This window comes from Brevibacterium sp. HMSC07C04 (genome assembly GCF_001815905.1).
In the GTDB taxonomy this organism is placed as follows: Bacteria; Actinomycetota; Actinomycetes; order Actinomycetales; family Brevibacteriaceae; genus Brevibacterium.
The window spans coordinates 1-13,956 of the sequence record NZ_KV823278.1 but is presented as its reverse complement, the minus strand read 5'-3'; the positions used below and the strand labels follow the sequence as shown (position 1 = coordinate 13,956).

The following is a 13,956-nucleotide window of genomic DNA, read 5'->3' as shown; positions in this document are numbered from 1 at the left end:
TTGTGCCACACAAAGGTGAATCACTCACGAGGTGCTACTGGCTGGCTCGCGTCCAGTATGCGCTCTGCACGTCTTCGGCAAGCGGTTTGCCATCGGCGAGCGCCCACTTAGTGGGCCGGTCCGCGTCGCCTGCCTGCGAATCGACGAACACAACATCACCATGTTCGCCGTGGTGGCGAACCATAAGAATGGGCAGTTTGGTCATGTCGACCGGATCTGGGGTCTTCTTCTGTGTTGGCTCTTCGCTTGGCCCAGCCGATTCCGAGGTGCCGTCCGGCTCGCCAGCCGCCTGGCCTTCTTCATCTTCGGCAGTTGCACCGTCCGTCGGCTTCGCGGTGGCATCCCCCGCCTGTCCTTCAGGGGCATCACTCGGGGCGCTTTCCGGTGCTGGTGTCCGCTTGTCGGCGTTGAACAGAGCCGCGCCCGCACCCTTCGGCGCTCCGGCTGACTCGGATGGGAGTTTGAGGCCCTCGACAGCTTCCATCAGCCTGCCGCTGGGTGCTGTGTCGGCCAGCTTTTTCCAGTCATCCAGCGGTGCAAGTCCCGAGTGTGTGTAGTTGCTTGCGGTGGGCGCCCCCGTGGCGAAGTCCAACTGGATTGTCTTGTCGTCTTTGGTCAGCACAACCGCACGGGTTTCATTGCCTGCGAACTCAACGCTGAGGACCTGTTTCACCTCGTAGTATTCAAGAGCTGTGACCAGCTGCTTGCCGGACTGCTCAGCCATAGCTTCGACTGCGGGCATGGTGTCCAGCAGCTGTTCGGCTTCGTCCGTCTGGGCTACGTTCGGCACTGCCCCATCGGCGCTGGGAACACTGAGGATCCGCTCAGCAGCAAGATCCCACACAACGGTTCCCGACCCGGTGCCGAAGCCTTCACCCGAAGTCGCCGCTCGCAGCGTGGCAGACGGTCCAGCATCGCGACCATTGAAGTTTCCGTAGTCCTGTTCGATCGACAGCGAGCGGATTCGCTCAGCTTCGTCAATCACGTCAAGCGTTTTGTCCTCCGCGGCTTTGAACGCGTCTGCGCTGATGTCAGCAGCGGGAACGCGCGCGGCATCAGCAGGAGCCGTCCCTCCGCCCTTCTTTTCGGGTTCGCCGGTTGGGCTGAACACCAGGGTGCCCAGTTTGCCGTCCTGTTCGAAGATCTGGGCTGTCGCGTGTTTTCTGGTGATGACCAGCTGGAAGACGTCCGCACCCTCATCCTGAAGAGCGCTGACAATCCGCTCTGCCTGTTCGTGGTTGAGGAAGTCAACCTCTGTCTGCTGTTCTTGAGGCGGCGCCGGGTCGTCCTCACAAGCGCGAATGCCAACAGCGGCAATAAGAAGCGCAACAGCGACAGCGCTGATCGCAAGGATCGGCTTACGTGCCTCCCGCTGAGTCGAGTCAGCGCTGCCCGTATGAGAACTGTCGCTTGTGTCGTGAGTTTCCGGCACCGGTGTCTGCTTCCTTGGCTGCGAGAGCTGAATTCGAACGGGAGCACATCCCGCCGGAATCCGAGTCTATCGAAGCGTGCCAGACCGTGCCCGCCCAGAGCCCGGTCTCGTACGTCATAGAGGGCGCAAGCTTCATTTCCAGCTCGCTTAGACGCGCATGTGTCTGGGCCTCAGCTGTCAGTCACCTCGGCGGGCTGACTTCGGCTGCGCCGGCGGCTGCTCTTCTTCTGCCGTTTCGGCATCGTAGTCGTCTTCTTCGCTAAGGGTGTAGTCGCCGATGACAAGCCCACCCACACCCGGCTGCGCAGGCGCCCACCGGGGTGAGACTTCGGCAGAATCCCACGAGGCGCCCTGTGGCTGCCCTGTGCTGTCTTCGGCTTGTTTTTCGGTTCCCCTGTCAGCCAGATCCGGCCAGCTGGGCTCAGGCTGCATTCTCTTGTCAGCTTCTTCGACGCTTTCTGCAGCGGCTGCTCCGTCGGCTTCGACAACTGTCTCGACGGGCCTGATGACCGGCTTCTGGTTGAGTTCAGCACTCGGGGCGGCCTCGCCCGCCGATTCGTCTTGCTGTGGAATCTGCAGTTCAGACCGCTGCGCGAAGTCCTCCGCGCTGATCTTGTCACCTGGCACCGACCAGGCCGAGACCTGCACATCTTCGCCCGCAGCACCCGTCCTTCCGGTGCCCGCGCCTTCGGCCTCCGCACTGTCGGCAGCATCGTCGACAGCAGTCTCTGTGTCCATCACCGGAATTGCCGTGCCGCCAAGCCCAAAAGCGCCTTCGTGATCGTCATCAGCCGCAGCCGCGCCACGCGCTGCGGAAGCGTCATCTTCACCGCGCGAAGTCTTCGTCACCTTGGTCGGTTCAATTGGGCCGCTGCGGTGGGCAGCTGTACCGCGCGGGGTGGCCTTCGACGGACGACCGCGCAGCGCCAGCGTCAGCGCTGCCAGCGGCACGGTCAGCCAGGCCGGACGGTTGCGAAGCTCCGTGACAACCTCAACCAGCAGGCGGTCGATGAGCACCGCGCGCAGGATTGGGTCATCCAGTGTGACAGACCCTTCCACAGCGCGTGAATATCCGGTCAGAAGCGAGTTCTGTGCCCGCTTCGACCATTCGGACTCCGGTGAGTCCGTGAGTTCGCGCAGCTCGTCAGCAGACAGACCAGAGGTGATCGGCGCATCGTCAGATTCGAGAGTGCCCGTGCGCTTGAGTCGAGCGTATCCAGCCGCGTAGTCCAGGGAGCGCAGCAGCGCAACCAGGTCCAGCGCCGGAGGCTTCGGCTCTGTGCCCTGGCCGTCAGCGCCTTCGGCGAAGTTTCGCACCCGCGGTCCCCCGGTGGGCGCCATAACAACGTTGCCGAGCGTGAGATCGCCGTGAATGCGCTGCAGGCCGCCCACCGACTCAAGCTCAGCAAGCCATTTGCGGTGCCGTCTGAGATCGCCGCGCAGCGGTTCGAGAGTCAGCGGTGAACGCTCCAGCGCCCAGTCAACGCGCTTCTGCCACTTCTTGATCCACGCACCTGCGTCATCCTCGGATTCGACGATGCCGAAAATGCTGGCGAGGTCCCCGTGCAGTTCGCCGATCCGCCTGCCGATTGCCCCGGCGGTGTCGACAAAGCTGGCAGTCGAACCGGAGTCGACTTCCAGTGCCGACCGGACCGCCTGCGCCCACGCGGTGTCAGCTTCGGCTTCGCCGCTGGTCAGCATGAGGGTCGGCAGTTCGCATTCGGACAGGCCGTAGCCGTCGAACCACCGGCCGGAAACCCATCCGGCGACGTGCGGAACAGCCGCCGAACCGGCCTTTGTCAACGCCACCGGCATGTGCAGCGCGGCAGCGGTAGCCGCATTGAGCAGGCGGAAGACCGTAAGAACCGAACGCTCCGCCCCGCGGTCGATGACCGCATTCGTGACATTGCCGCGGTCCGAAACCGTGATGCGGGCAGAACCGAGAGCCTCAGCCACGGCTTCCGGCGAATTGAGATCATTGACATTGACCGCTCGCGAATTCACGCGGTGCGCGTTGATCTGGTTGCCGGGAAAGCTGCGTCCGGCGGCACTCGCACCAACCATGGTGAGCACATAGGCTGGGTCAGCCGCCGCATCGTACACGCAGACCCGGCCGAGAGTCAGATCGTCAATGCGGCCGATCAGGTGCGCGCGCAGACTGGGTTCTTCTTCAGTTCTGTACGTCAGGGGGATGTTGAGGCGGTGCACCTGCTGTTCTCCCCCCGCGGTGGCGCTGCCGACGGCAATGACCGACTCATAGCCGTGCACTTCACCGCCGCTGGGCAGTTCCATGTGGAACACCTCAACTGACGACATGGGGGTCACGTCCGGGGAGGTTGCGAGCACGCGGCCGAGAACCCCCTGCTGCCTCGGAAACCACGACTGTCGGGGCAGCCACTCCGAAAGCAGGTGCTCAAGCTCACTGCTGATCGCCACTGTTGTTCTCCTCACCAAACCGGACTGACCTTCCCACTGTATCGGCCAGTACTCGATTTTCTGTGATATGACGCGGGAAGTTGCTGTTCCATCAGCTGAGGTTGAGAATGAAAACGTGTTGATAGACGGCAAGAAACCCCAGGTCCCCCCGACAGCTGCTGAAATCCGTGAGGCCGCCTCGCGAATTCAGCCGAAAGTGGTTTCGACGCCTCTGCACATTTCCGAGCGGCTGTCGGCCGCGACGGGAGCTTCCGTCTACCTCAAGCGCGAAGACCTGCAGGCGGTCCGGTCCTACAAGGTGCGCGGTGCTTTCAACTTCATGCTGCAGCTGACCCCGGAAGAGCGCGCCCGCGGTGTTGTTGCCGCTTCGGCCGGCAATCACGCGCAGGGTTTTGCCCAGGCGTGCAACGATCTGGGGATCAACGGGCGGATCATTGTTCCGCGCACCACCCCGCAGCAGAAGATCCAGCGAATCCGCCATTTCGGCGGTGAGCGCGTGACCGTTGTGATCGAGGGGTCCACCTACGACGACTCATCGGCGCTGGCCAAACGCTATGCCGAACGCACCGGTGCTCTCATGGTGTCGGCGTTCGACCATCCGCGCACAATCGCCGGGCAGGGCACGATCGGCGTCGAGATCCGCGATCAGCTGGGCTACGACCCCGACTACATTGTCGTGCCGATCGGCGGCGGCGGAGTTCTCGCCGGCATTGCCGAATTCGCTCGCGAGGCCATGCCCGACACCAAGGTCATCGGCATGGAGCCTGCCGGGGCGGCCTCTATGATCGCCGCGCGGGCTGCGGGCAAACCGGTGGAGCTTCCTGAGATCGATTCCTTTGCCGATGGTGCCGCGGTGCGCCGGGCCGGCGATGTCACCTACCGGATGATCGCCGACATGGACCTTGAGCTGCACCCGGTTCCAGAGGGCCGGATCGCCAAGGAAATGCTCGACCTGTACCAGGTGGACGGCATCATCGCCGAACCGGCCGGCGCAATCGCTTCAGCCTCTGTCGGGCCGGAAGGGTCGTTTGCCCCGCTCGAAGTTCCCGCCGGTTCGTCTGTCGTGTGTGTTCTCACCGGCGGCAACAATGACATCTCCCGCTACTCGGAGATCCTTGAGCGCTCACTCGTGTGGGAGGGGCTCAAGCACTACTTCATTGTGAACTTCCCGCAGGAGCCGGGAGCTCTTCGCCGATTCCTCGACGAAGTTCTGGGCCCTGATGACGATGTCGCCCTGTTTGAGTACATGAAGCGCTCAGGCCGTGAAACCGGACCCGCGTTTGTCGGCATCACGCTGGGCAACGCGGCTGACCTGCCCGGCTTGCTGCAGAGGATGGACGAATCGCCTCTCGAAATCGAGAAGGTCGGGGAAGACTCGCCGCTGTTCCACATGTTCGTCTGAGTTCGGCTGGGCGCAGCTGGGTGCGCGGTCGCAAGCTCTGACGAGGCGCCGGGACGGCAGGGTCTTAGTCTGCCCAGGTGCTGGGCCAGATTTGCCGAGGTGCCGGTTGAAAGTTCGTGTCAGTACCTGCCGATAGGCTTGCCCCATGGCTGAACTGACGACTATGCGCGCGGTGACAATCCCCGAACCCGGTGGGCGCGATGCCCTGCGGGTCGATACTGTCGACGTTCCAGACTGCCCGCCGGGCCACGCCCTCGTGCGCGTTGCCGCCGCCGGGGTCAATCGCGCCGACATCGCGCAGCGCGAAGGCAACTACCAGCCGCCCGCAGGCGCCACGCAGATTCCCGGTTTGGAAGTCGCAGGAACTGTTGTCTCGGTCAATCCTGCGGATGCAGCTGGCCGCCAGACCGGAGCTGCTTCCGGGGCCGGTTCTTCTCTGACGGCCGTGCAGATCGGCGACAGAGTGGCCGCTCTGCTCACCGGCGGCGGCTATGCCGAATACGTTCCGGTGCCCATCGGCCAGCTGATGCCCATTCCCACTGTTTCCGACCCGCACAGCGACACTGAACGCCCCATGAGCTTCACGGAAGCCGCAGCTTTGCCGGAAGTCATGGCAACTGTGTACTCAAACCTGTTCACCACCGCCGGTTTGCAGCCGGGCGAATGGGTGCTCATTCACGGCGGCGGATCCGGCATCGGCACGGCGGCCATCCAAATGGCCAAAGCCCACGGAGCAAAAACAGCCGTAACCGTCGGCAGTGAGCGCAAGGCCGATTTCTGCCGCAGACTGGGCGCTGACGCTGTCATCAACTACCGCGAAGAAGACTTTGTCGACCGGATCAAGCAGATAACGGCAGACGCCGGGCAGCCGGACTCCCCCAATTTCTTTGGGCTTCCCCGCGACAGCAGCCGGCGTCCCGGTGCTGACGTCATCCTCGACATCATGGGCGCGGCCTACCTCGAACGCAACACGGAAGCACTGACGCGCGACGGTCGGCTGGTGGTCATCAGCCTGCAAGGCGGTGCGAAAGCCGAACTCAATCTTGGCCGACTCATGGTCCGCAGGCAGACGGTCATTGCAACCACTCTGCGCGCACGTTCAGAAGAACAGAAAGCCGCCGTGGTCACCGGCCTTCTTCAGGACTTCTGGCCGCACGTGGCAAGCAGCCGCATCACCCCGGTGGTCTACCGGGAACTGCCCATTGACGACGTCGCCGAAGCCCACCGTCTGCTCGAAGACGGTGAAGCCATCGGCAAGGTAATCCTCAAGGTAGGTGCGCATGACTGAAGCGGACACCAGCACCGCTGAAGCCCCAATCGAATCCGAAGCAGAACAGCAGCCGACTGCTGATGCAGACACGGATGCCATCACTGAAAACAGCGAACAGAACAGCCCGGAAAGCGACGACGAAACCCCCGATGTCGCCGACCCTTCCCGGGTTCTGCGCATTGGCAGCACCCTCAACAGGCTGCTGGAAGACCTGCGCGGAACCGACGACCTCGACGCTGCCGGGCGCAAACGGCTCAGTGCGATCCACAAGGGCGTACGCGAAGACCTCGCAGAAGTTCTCAGCGAAGAACTGCTCGAAGAATATGACCGCGGGGCCGCCGCGCTGCCCGTCACACCCTCACGCGGCGAACTGCTCATAGCCGTTTCGCACGCTTCGGGGTGGATTGACGGTCTGGTGCAGAGCATTCAAACCGCCATCATGGCCCGCCAGGCCATGAACGGAGAAGGCCAGCCAGCCCCCGTGGTCCAACCCGGCAAAAAGCCCGGAGACGCCCCGGCAGGGCCTGGAAACTACCTGTAGTGGGACTGTTCTCATGGCTGCGATCACGCACGCCTGATACCGGCGACCAGCGGGACCATTCATTGGATGCCCGCCTGGGCACTGGTCTGTGGCGGCAGCACCGCGACCGCTTCGGCCGCGCTGTCGACAGGCTGTATACAACCGCCGTGCAAGCCCAGAAGGAAGCACCCAACACCCCATCGGTTCTGGCAGTGGTCGAACTGACCCATCGGCTGTCCGAACTCGACCAGCGGGCAGCCGGCATTGCCGAATACGCCCACAGCAGGTGGCCGGTGGAAGGCCTGGTCCTCCCAGCTGATGTCCGCCGCCAGGCAGGCGATCTCCCCGAACTGCTCAGCCACGCGGCGAGCAAAGTGTCTGAGGCAGCCCAAGCGGCAGCTCATGTGCGAGTTTCGACCCGGCAGGCACAGAGCGCGGTACGGGATAAAACACGCCGTTCTACAGACTCAGCGGGCACCCCAGCCGACGACTTTCCAGCAGCTGAAGCACCGGCGGCCGACGCCTCAGCCGCAGCTGCCGCCCGTTTCGTCGACGATGCCGAACACCTCATTGCCCAAGCCCACGCGCGCACCTTGGGAAAGGAATCGCCATGAGCATGCACTTGCCGGACGACCGCGCTTTGTCCCGCATCCGCCTGATCGCCACGGATGTCGACGGCACGCTTTTAGAGACCGGCACGCCCATAACAGCGCGCGTGCGCGAAGCAGTTGAGGCTGTTCGCGAAACCGGCGCTGACGTTGTTCCCGTCACGGGCAGACCGCTTCGGTGGATGGACCCGGTGGCCCAGCAGCTGCCGCGCCTGCAGTGGGCTATCTGCGCCAACGGCTCCGCAGTGCTGGATATGCACAGCGGACACTTGGCGGCGGTCTACGGAATCGACACCGACCAGCTGGTCGCTTTTCGTCAGCGCCTGCACTCTGTCCTGCCGCGGGCCGCGTTGGCCTATGAAACCCCGGAAGGGTCTTTCACAGCACCGGGCTTTGTGCACGATTCAGCAACCGAACTGTCTGAATCGGCTGCCGTTCGGGCGCGCTTACAGGCTCCCGAAATCGCCTATGGCGAAGAAGCCGAACTCGGCACTGTCCTCAAAGTTCTTGTCCGCGTTCCGGGCTCCTATGATTCCGAGGCTCTTCTCAACACCGTCCGCCCACTTGCCCGTGGGATTTTCCACCCGACCCATTCGAACCCTTCGTCCGGGCTGATCGAACTGGCAGCACTCGGGATCACAAAAGCGCACACGCTCGAAGTCTTTGCGGCCGACCGGGGAATCAGCTCGCAGGAAGTCGCAGCCTTCGGGGACATGCCCAATGACATTGAAATGCTCACGTGGGCCGGAGCGGGCTTTGCGATAGCCGACGGCCACCAGCAGGCGCTGCGGGCTGCAGCATTCCGGGCGCCGGCATTGACTGACGGCGGCATCGCCCCGGTGCTCGAAGCGATTGCCCGTGCCCGCTCAGCGGAACTCGGCTGAGATTTCGTCTTTCGTCAGTTCGAAGATGTTCACCAGCTGTTCGGCCAGGCCGTCTTCTTCAACGGGGGCGGCGATGATGTCGGCGTAGGCGCCGAGCTTTTCCTTCGACTGGCCCATGACGATTGCAGTGTCGACCCACTGCAGCATTTCAACGTCGTTCGAACCGTCACCGGCGCCGATCGTGTGCTTCTGTTCGACACCGAGGTTAACGGCCACGCGCTGAATGGCGCTGGCTTTGGAAACCCCGTCGGGCTGGATGTCCAGCCAGTTCGACCAGCCGACGGAGTAGGTGACCCCATGCAGGCCGATGGTTTTGACGGACTCTTCGAATTCAGCGTTGTCGATCGTCATTTCGCGCATGACGATCCTCGTGGCGGTTTTGGTTTTGAGGTCTTCGAAGTCGGTCATACGAAGATCGCTGCCCACGGCGAGGTCACCGTCGGGGAACTGGCCGGAGGACCAGCGCACCAGATCGGCATCCTCGACCATGTACAGGGCTTCGGGCAGAACCGAGGACATTCGCTCAAGCGCGGGGCCGGGATCAAAGCACTCCACGTGGTAGACCGACCATCCGCGGTCGGCTTGGGCATCGAGTTCGACGATGACAGCCCCGTTGGAGGCAACCACGTAGCCGTGGGTCAGGCCCAGTCGGTTGGCCACATCGAGCGCCCCTTCGACAGTGCGTCCGGTGGCGATGACAACGTGATGACCTCGCCTGGACACCGCGCGGATGACTGCGCGGGTGTAATCCGACAGTCGGTTCTCGTAGTCGACTACTGTTCCATCGAGGTCAAGGGCGACGATGTACTCGGTCACGATCTCTCCTGTGGGTCGTCCGGCTGTGGTCGGTGTGTCAGCGCCGCGGTCCTTCCGGCCCCCACGCCTTGATGCCGCCCAGATAGGGCTGCAGGGCAGCGGGAACGCTGACCGACCCGTCTGCCTGCTGGTGGTTTTCCAGGATTGCCACGATCCAGCGGGTGTTCGCCATGGTGCCGTTGAGGGTGGCGACGGCTTCGGTTTTGCCGTCTTCGCCGCGGGTGCGGATGTTCAGGCGGCGGGACTGGAAGGTGGTGCAGTTCGAGGTGGAGGTCAGTTCTCGGTAGGTGTTCTGGGTGGGAACCCAGGCTTCCGTGTCGTACTTGCGGGCGGCGGAATCGCCGAGGTCACCTGCGGCGATGTCGATTACGCGGTACGGCAGTTCGCAGAAGCCGAGCATTTTCTCCTGCAGATCCAGCATCCGCTGGTGTTCAGCTTCGGCGTCTTCCTGGTGGGTGAAGGCGAACATTTCGACCTTCTGGAACTGGTGGACTCGGATGATTCCACGCGTGTCCTTACCGTAGGACCCGGCTTCGCGGCGGTAGCAGCTGGAAATGCCGCCCAGGCGGATGGGACCTTCGGACAGGTCGATGATTTCGTCTTTGTAGTACCCGGCCAGGGCCACTTCCGATGTGCCGACCAGGTAGAGGTCGTCACGTTCCAGGAAGTAGATCTCATCGGCGTGCTCGCCCATGAATCCGGTGCCGGACATGATCTCGGGCTTGACCAGGGTCGGGGTGACCACGGGGGTGAAGCCGGCTTCGATCGCGGTGTCCATAGCCAGGTTGAGCAGCGCCATTTCCAGGCGCGCACCAAAGCCGGTCAGATAGTGGAAGCGGGATCCGGACACCTTGGCTCCGCGGCCGGTGTCGATTGCGGAAAGCCCTTCGCCGATCTCCAGGTGGTCTTTCGGTTCAAAGCCCTCCGCGGCGAAATCGCGGGGACTGCCTTCCCGGCGGATCTCCACGGAGTCTTCTTCCCCGCCGGAGGGCACACCGTCGATGATGAGGTTCGGCACTTTCTGCACCGCGGCGGTGAATGCCTGCTCGGCTTCCGAAGCGTCAGCTTCGAGTGATTTGACACGTTCGGCCAGCTGCTTGGCTTCCGCTACGAGCGCCTGCTTGGCTTCTGGGTCTTTTTCCTGCGAAACCTTCTTGCCGAAGGCCTTCTGCTGGGCGCGAGCCTCTTCAAAAGCGGTCAGACTCTGCCTGCGGGCGGAATCGGCGGACAGGACGTCGTCAATCAGTTCGACGCTTCCGCCGCGGGCCCGCTGTGAGGCCTTGAAGACGTCCGGGTTGTTCCTCAGCTGCACAAGATCAATCACGCCCCCAGCTTAGCCCGCCCCATTGAACATTCAGGTGACGGGCGCGCGAACCCGCGCATCCGCACGAACCTCTCAGACGCAATAGCTAAACTCGCAGCATGGATCTAGGCACGCAGACTGTTCTGACCGTCCTTCTTATAGTCGTCGTAGCCCTCATTGCATACGCCATCGGACACAGCGTCGGAGCAATGCGCACTCGCCGGAACATGGAACGCCAGACCTCTTCCGAACTCGCGCAGGTGACAGCAGAGCGCGAACTCAACGGCACCTCGTCCGACAGACAGCCCAGATTTGCCGTGGTGTACAACCCCACAAAACCCGAAGCCCAGGCAATCATCGCCGCTGCCCAGACCGAAGCGCGCAATTCGCGGTGGGCCCAGCCGCTCATCATCCCGTCTGACGAAGACGACGGCGGGGTCGCTGCGGCCCAGAAGGCGCTCGATGAAGGAGTCGACCTCATCATCGCCGCCGGTGGGGACGGCACTGTGCGCGCGGTGGCTCATGTGATTGCCGATACCGATGTGGCGCTTGGCCTGGTGCCGATCGGCACCGGAAACCTGCTGGCCCGAAACACGGGCCTGTTCTTTGAGAATCCCGAATGGTCCATCAAAATCGCAATGTACGGCAACGACAGGCACATTGACGTCATTCGCACGCGCACCAGCCCGGGCGCCGAACCGGACACCTCTGTTGTCATGACCGGCATGGGCTATGACGCGGCGGTCATGGAAACCGTGTCGCCGGAGCTCAAACAGCGGATCGGCTGGCTGGCCTATGTCGAAGCCGGCAGTCGGCAGCTGACCGGCAAGCGCACAAAGGTCAAGATGAAGTTCGACGACCAACCAGTGCGCTCATATTCCATTCGCTCGGTGCTCGGAGCCAACGCCGGCCGCGTGCAGGCGGGCCTTGAGCTGCTTCCCGGTTCACGGCCGGACGACGGGCTCATCAACGTTTTGGTGACCACGCCGAAGAACATCGCGCAGTGGGCCTCAGTGCTGCTTTCGGTGGTCGGGCGCCGCAAGCGGGGACCGGCCACCGAAATCCTCACGTGCGCGTCGGTGATCATCGAAGCCGAAGAAGAACTCGCCCTGCAGCTGGACGGGGATTCTGCCGGCATGAGCGATTACTTTGAAATGAAGGTTGTCCACGGGGCTCTGACTCTGCGCACACCCACGCCGAATCAGCGTCGCCAAATGCGCACGGCCCAGTGGAACCTGCCGGGATAGACAGCAGCGGTCTTGCCGCGCAGCCGCAGACTGTTCACAGCACGGCACAGTGAATCGACCGGCAGCACAGCGATTCGGCCGGTATTGTCGTGACCATGGCTGACGACACCCCAAGCACGACAGACGACCTCCAGCTGAGAATGCTCGCTGAAGGCTTCTACCTGCAGGCTCTCGACCAGGTGACGCACACCGGTATGAACAGCCCATCGCGGCTGCCGGGGTGGACCCGCAAGCACGTGGCCATGCACGTGATCGCCAATGCCGACGCCTTTATGCGGCTGATCGAATGGGCGCGCACCGGACGGGAAAACCCCATGTACCCGTCACGAGCAGCGCGTGATGCCGAAATCGAGCAGCTTGCCGCTTCGACCGCCGACGGGGATGTGAGCACAATGGCCCACGAAGCGTCCGAAGAGCTCACGCAGGCACTCAGCAGCATGAACGACGAGGCGTGGTCTGCGCTTGTCCGCACCGGGCAGGGAGAGGACACTGCCGCATCGTTCATTCCGTGGGCACGAGCCCGGGAGTGCTTTGTCCACGCACTTGACCTCAACATCGGCTACACCGCGCTCGACTTTCCCACAGCGGCGGCCGATCGCATCTTCGCTGAGCTCATTGACCACTGGAAGAAGACTCAGACACGAGCGAACTTTCTCTTCCACGTGACTGATCGCGATGACCTCAGCGACTGGCACATCGACATTCCCGGCACCGCCAAGAACGAAACGGACTTCAGCACACCGGTCGAAGTGACAGGCGAATTCAACGAACTTCTGCAGTATGCAATCGGCCGCGGGTGGCCGGCGTCGGGACGACAGGACGACGCAAAGGGCGGTTCGGGCACGGCCACCCCCGAAGACCTGCCCACTCCCCCACCCTGGGTCTGAGCACCCGGACCGAGATTCGAGGCCCAGACAGCACGGAATTCCGGGATCTCGGAATCTGAGCGCCCGGGGCCCTCGGAATACGATGCGCTCTGACCTGCACATTTGATGCCGTTTTGAGATGTTCACCTGGAAGTTCCAAGAAAACACTGATCTTTCACACAGGTGCGGCTAGGTTGAAGGGGTCAAACACACGGGTGCTTCGCACTCTCTTTTAGGAAAAGGATCACCGTGAAGAAGACCATCCTCGCTCCCGCAGTAGCCCTCTCGGTCGGCCTGACCGGCGCATTCGGATTCGCCGCAGCCCCCGCCTTCGCTTCGGAGGGCCCGTCGTCCGAGACCGAATCAACAAACCCGGCTGCCGACGAAACACCCACTGACGACACCGACGCCGACGCCGACGAGACCCCGGTTGATGACAACAAGGACGAAGAGGGCGAAGGCGGCGAGGACGAATCACCCGCTGGCGACGAGGCTCCGGCTGACGACGAAACACCTTCTGACGAACAGCCCGAAGACAGCACCGAGGGCGAAGAGTCCGGCGAAGAAGCCCCGGCTGAAGACGAAGAGTCTGAGGAAGAAGCACCTGCTGCAGAGCCGACTCTGCACCTGTCTGAAAAGAAGATCAAGGCCAGCGACTTCAACAACAAGAAGAAGGGCATCGGTGCTGCCGTTTCCGGCCTTGAACCCGGCACCAAGGTGAAGTTCACCGTCACCGGCACCTCCGGCAAGGCAAAGAACGTCCAGTCCTACTCACAGACCGTCGAAGCTGACGAAGACGGCATCGCCGCCCTCAGCGTGGCCGGAATCACCGACGGCAATGCCGAGGACTACGTCGGCAAGTACACCATCACCGCTGAGTTCGACGGCGAGACGCTCAAGGACTCCTTCGAGGTTGTCAGCGAAGCTAAGAAGGAAGACAAGAAGTCCGGCAGCACCGGCGGAGCCATCTCCGGTGATTCCTCTGACTCCGACAAGTCTGATGCCGACGAAGCCAACGCTGATGAAGAATCGGAAGCTCCTGCTTCGTCCGGCGCTCTCCCGCGCACCGGTCAGGGCCTCGGCGCTCTGGCAGCTGGTGCCGCACTGCTCACCGTCGGCGGTGCGACCGTTCTGCTGACCCGCCGCAACCGCAAGGCCTGAGCGGCAGTCGC

General features: G+C 63.0%; 12 protein-coding genes. 8 read left to right on the top strand and 4 right to left on the bottom strand.

Going from position 1 to position 13,956, the window contains the following annotated elements; translation table 11 throughout:
• Nucleotides 1-34: 34 nt before the first annotated feature.
• Nucleotides 35-1,432 (bottom strand): hypothetical protein, encoded by a 1,398-nt coding sequence (locus HMPREF3162_RS08830; RefSeq protein WP_070777632.1) that lies wholly within the window; start codon nucleotides 1,430-1,432, stop codon nucleotides 35-37.
• A 177-nt stretch (nucleotides 1,433-1,609) separates the two neighbouring features.
• Entirely contained in the window at nucleotides 1,610-3,868 is a 2,259-nt protein-coding gene (locus tag HMPREF3162_RS08825; protein ID WP_070777631.1) for a maltokinase N-terminal cap-like domain-containing protein, read from the bottom strand.
• A 67-nt stretch (nucleotides 3,869-3,935) separates the two neighbouring features.
• Here HMPREF3162_RS08825 and ilvA point away from each other — a divergent pair, with 67 nt between their 5' ends.
• From ilvA to HMPREF3162_RS08800, 5 genes are all read left to right on the top strand, one after another.
• Nucleotides 3,936-5,270 (top strand): threonine ammonia-lyase IlvA, encoded by a 1,335-nt coding sequence (gene ilvA, locus HMPREF3162_RS08820; protein WP_256282703.1) that lies wholly within the window; start codon nucleotides 3,936-3,938, stop codon nucleotides 5,268-5,270.
• Nucleotides 5,271-5,415: 145 nt separating this feature from the next.
• Nucleotides 5,416-6,558 carry an NAD(P)H-quinone oxidoreductase gene (locus HMPREF3162_RS08815; RefSeq protein ID WP_256282702.1) on the top strand — a complete coding sequence of 381 codons (1,143 nt, stop codon included), beginning with the start codon at nucleotides 5,416-5,418 and terminating at the stop codon, nucleotides 6,556-6,558.
• Entirely contained in the window at nucleotides 6,551-7,081 is a 531-nt protein-coding gene (locus HMPREF3162_RS08810) for a proteasome activator (RefSeq protein WP_070777630.1), read from the top strand. Before HMPREF3162_RS08815 ends, HMPREF3162_RS08810 begins: the two co-directional genes overlap by 8 nt.
• A complete protein-coding gene (locus tag HMPREF3162_RS08805) occupies nucleotides 7,081-7,674 on the top strand; it encodes a hypothetical protein (protein ID WP_070777629.1) in 594 nt (197 codons plus the stop codon). Before HMPREF3162_RS08810 ends, HMPREF3162_RS08805 begins: the two co-directional genes overlap by 1 nt.
• Nucleotides 7,671-8,552: an HAD family hydrolase gene (locus HMPREF3162_RS08800; protein ID WP_083318966.1), complete on the top strand. Its 882-nt coding sequence runs from the start codon at nucleotides 7,671-7,673 to the stop codon at nucleotides 8,550-8,552. Before HMPREF3162_RS08805 ends, HMPREF3162_RS08800 begins: the two co-directional genes overlap by 4 nt.
• On the opposite strand, the gene HMPREF3162_RS08795 is transcribed toward HMPREF3162_RS08800, so the two are convergent.
• On the bottom strand, nucleotides 8,535-9,368 hold the full coding sequence (locus HMPREF3162_RS08795) for an HAD family hydrolase (protein WP_070575583.1): 834 nt from the start codon (nucleotides 9,366-9,368) through the stop codon (nucleotides 8,535-8,537). The two genes, HMPREF3162_RS08800 and HMPREF3162_RS08795, sit on opposite strands and share 18 nt — an antisense overlap.
• Nucleotides 9,369-9,405: 37 nt before the next feature.
• On the bottom strand, nucleotides 9,406-10,692 hold the full coding sequence (gene serS, locus HMPREF3162_RS08790) for a serine--tRNA ligase (protein ID WP_070777628.1): 1,287 nt from the start codon (nucleotides 10,690-10,692) through the stop codon (nucleotides 9,406-9,408).
• A gap of 98 nt (nucleotides 10,693-10,790) precedes the next feature.
• Here serS and HMPREF3162_RS08785 point away from each other — a divergent pair, with 98 nt between their 5' ends.
• From HMPREF3162_RS08785 to HMPREF3162_RS08775, 3 genes are all read left to right on the top strand, one after another.
• Complete coding sequence (locus tag HMPREF3162_RS08785; protein ID WP_070777627.1) at nucleotides 10,791-11,918, top strand: diacylglycerol/lipid kinase family protein; 1,128 nt, start codon at nucleotides 10,791-10,793, stop codon at nucleotides 11,916-11,918.
• A 95-nt stretch (nucleotides 11,919-12,013) separates the two neighbouring features.
• The gene (locus tag HMPREF3162_RS08780; protein WP_070777626.1) at nucleotides 12,014-12,805 is read left to right on the top strand and encodes a maleylpyruvate isomerase family mycothiol-dependent enzyme; all 792 of its coding nucleotides are present in this window, start codon (nucleotides 12,014-12,016) and stop codon (nucleotides 12,803-12,805) included.
• Between the two features lie 228 nt (nucleotides 12,806-13,033).
• Nucleotides 13,034-13,945, top strand: coding sequence for a hypothetical protein (locus tag HMPREF3162_RS08775; RefSeq protein WP_070777625.1), 912 nt, complete (start codon nucleotides 13,034-13,036; stop codon nucleotides 13,943-13,945).
• The last annotated feature ends 11 nt before the right edge of the window (nucleotides 13,946-13,956 follow it).

Excerpts from the sequence above, each read along its gene's own strand:
- ilvA (WP_256282703.1), top strand. The coding sequence starts at position 3,936 with ATGACGCGGGAAGTTGCTGTTCCATCAGCTGAGGTTGAGAATGAAAAC.
- HMPREF3162_RS08815 (WP_256282702.1), top strand. The coding sequence starts at position 5,416 with ATGGCTGAACTGACGACTATGCGCGCGGTGACAATCCCCGAACCCGGT.
- HMPREF3162_RS08810 (WP_070777630.1), top strand. The coding sequence starts at position 6,551 with ATGACTGAAGCGGACACCAGCACCGCTGAAGCCCCAATCGAATCCGAA.
- HMPREF3162_RS08800 (WP_083318966.1), top strand. The coding sequence starts at position 7,671 with ATGAGCATGCACTTGCCGGACGACCGCGCTTTGTCCCGCATCCGCCTG.
- HMPREF3162_RS08785 (WP_070777627.1), top strand. The coding sequence starts at position 10,791 with ATGGATCTAGGCACGCAGACTGTTCTGACCGTCCTTCTTATAGTCGTC.
- HMPREF3162_RS08780 (WP_070777626.1), top strand. The coding sequence starts at position 12,014 with ATGGCTGACGACACCCCAAGCACGACAGACGACCTCCAGCTGAGAATG.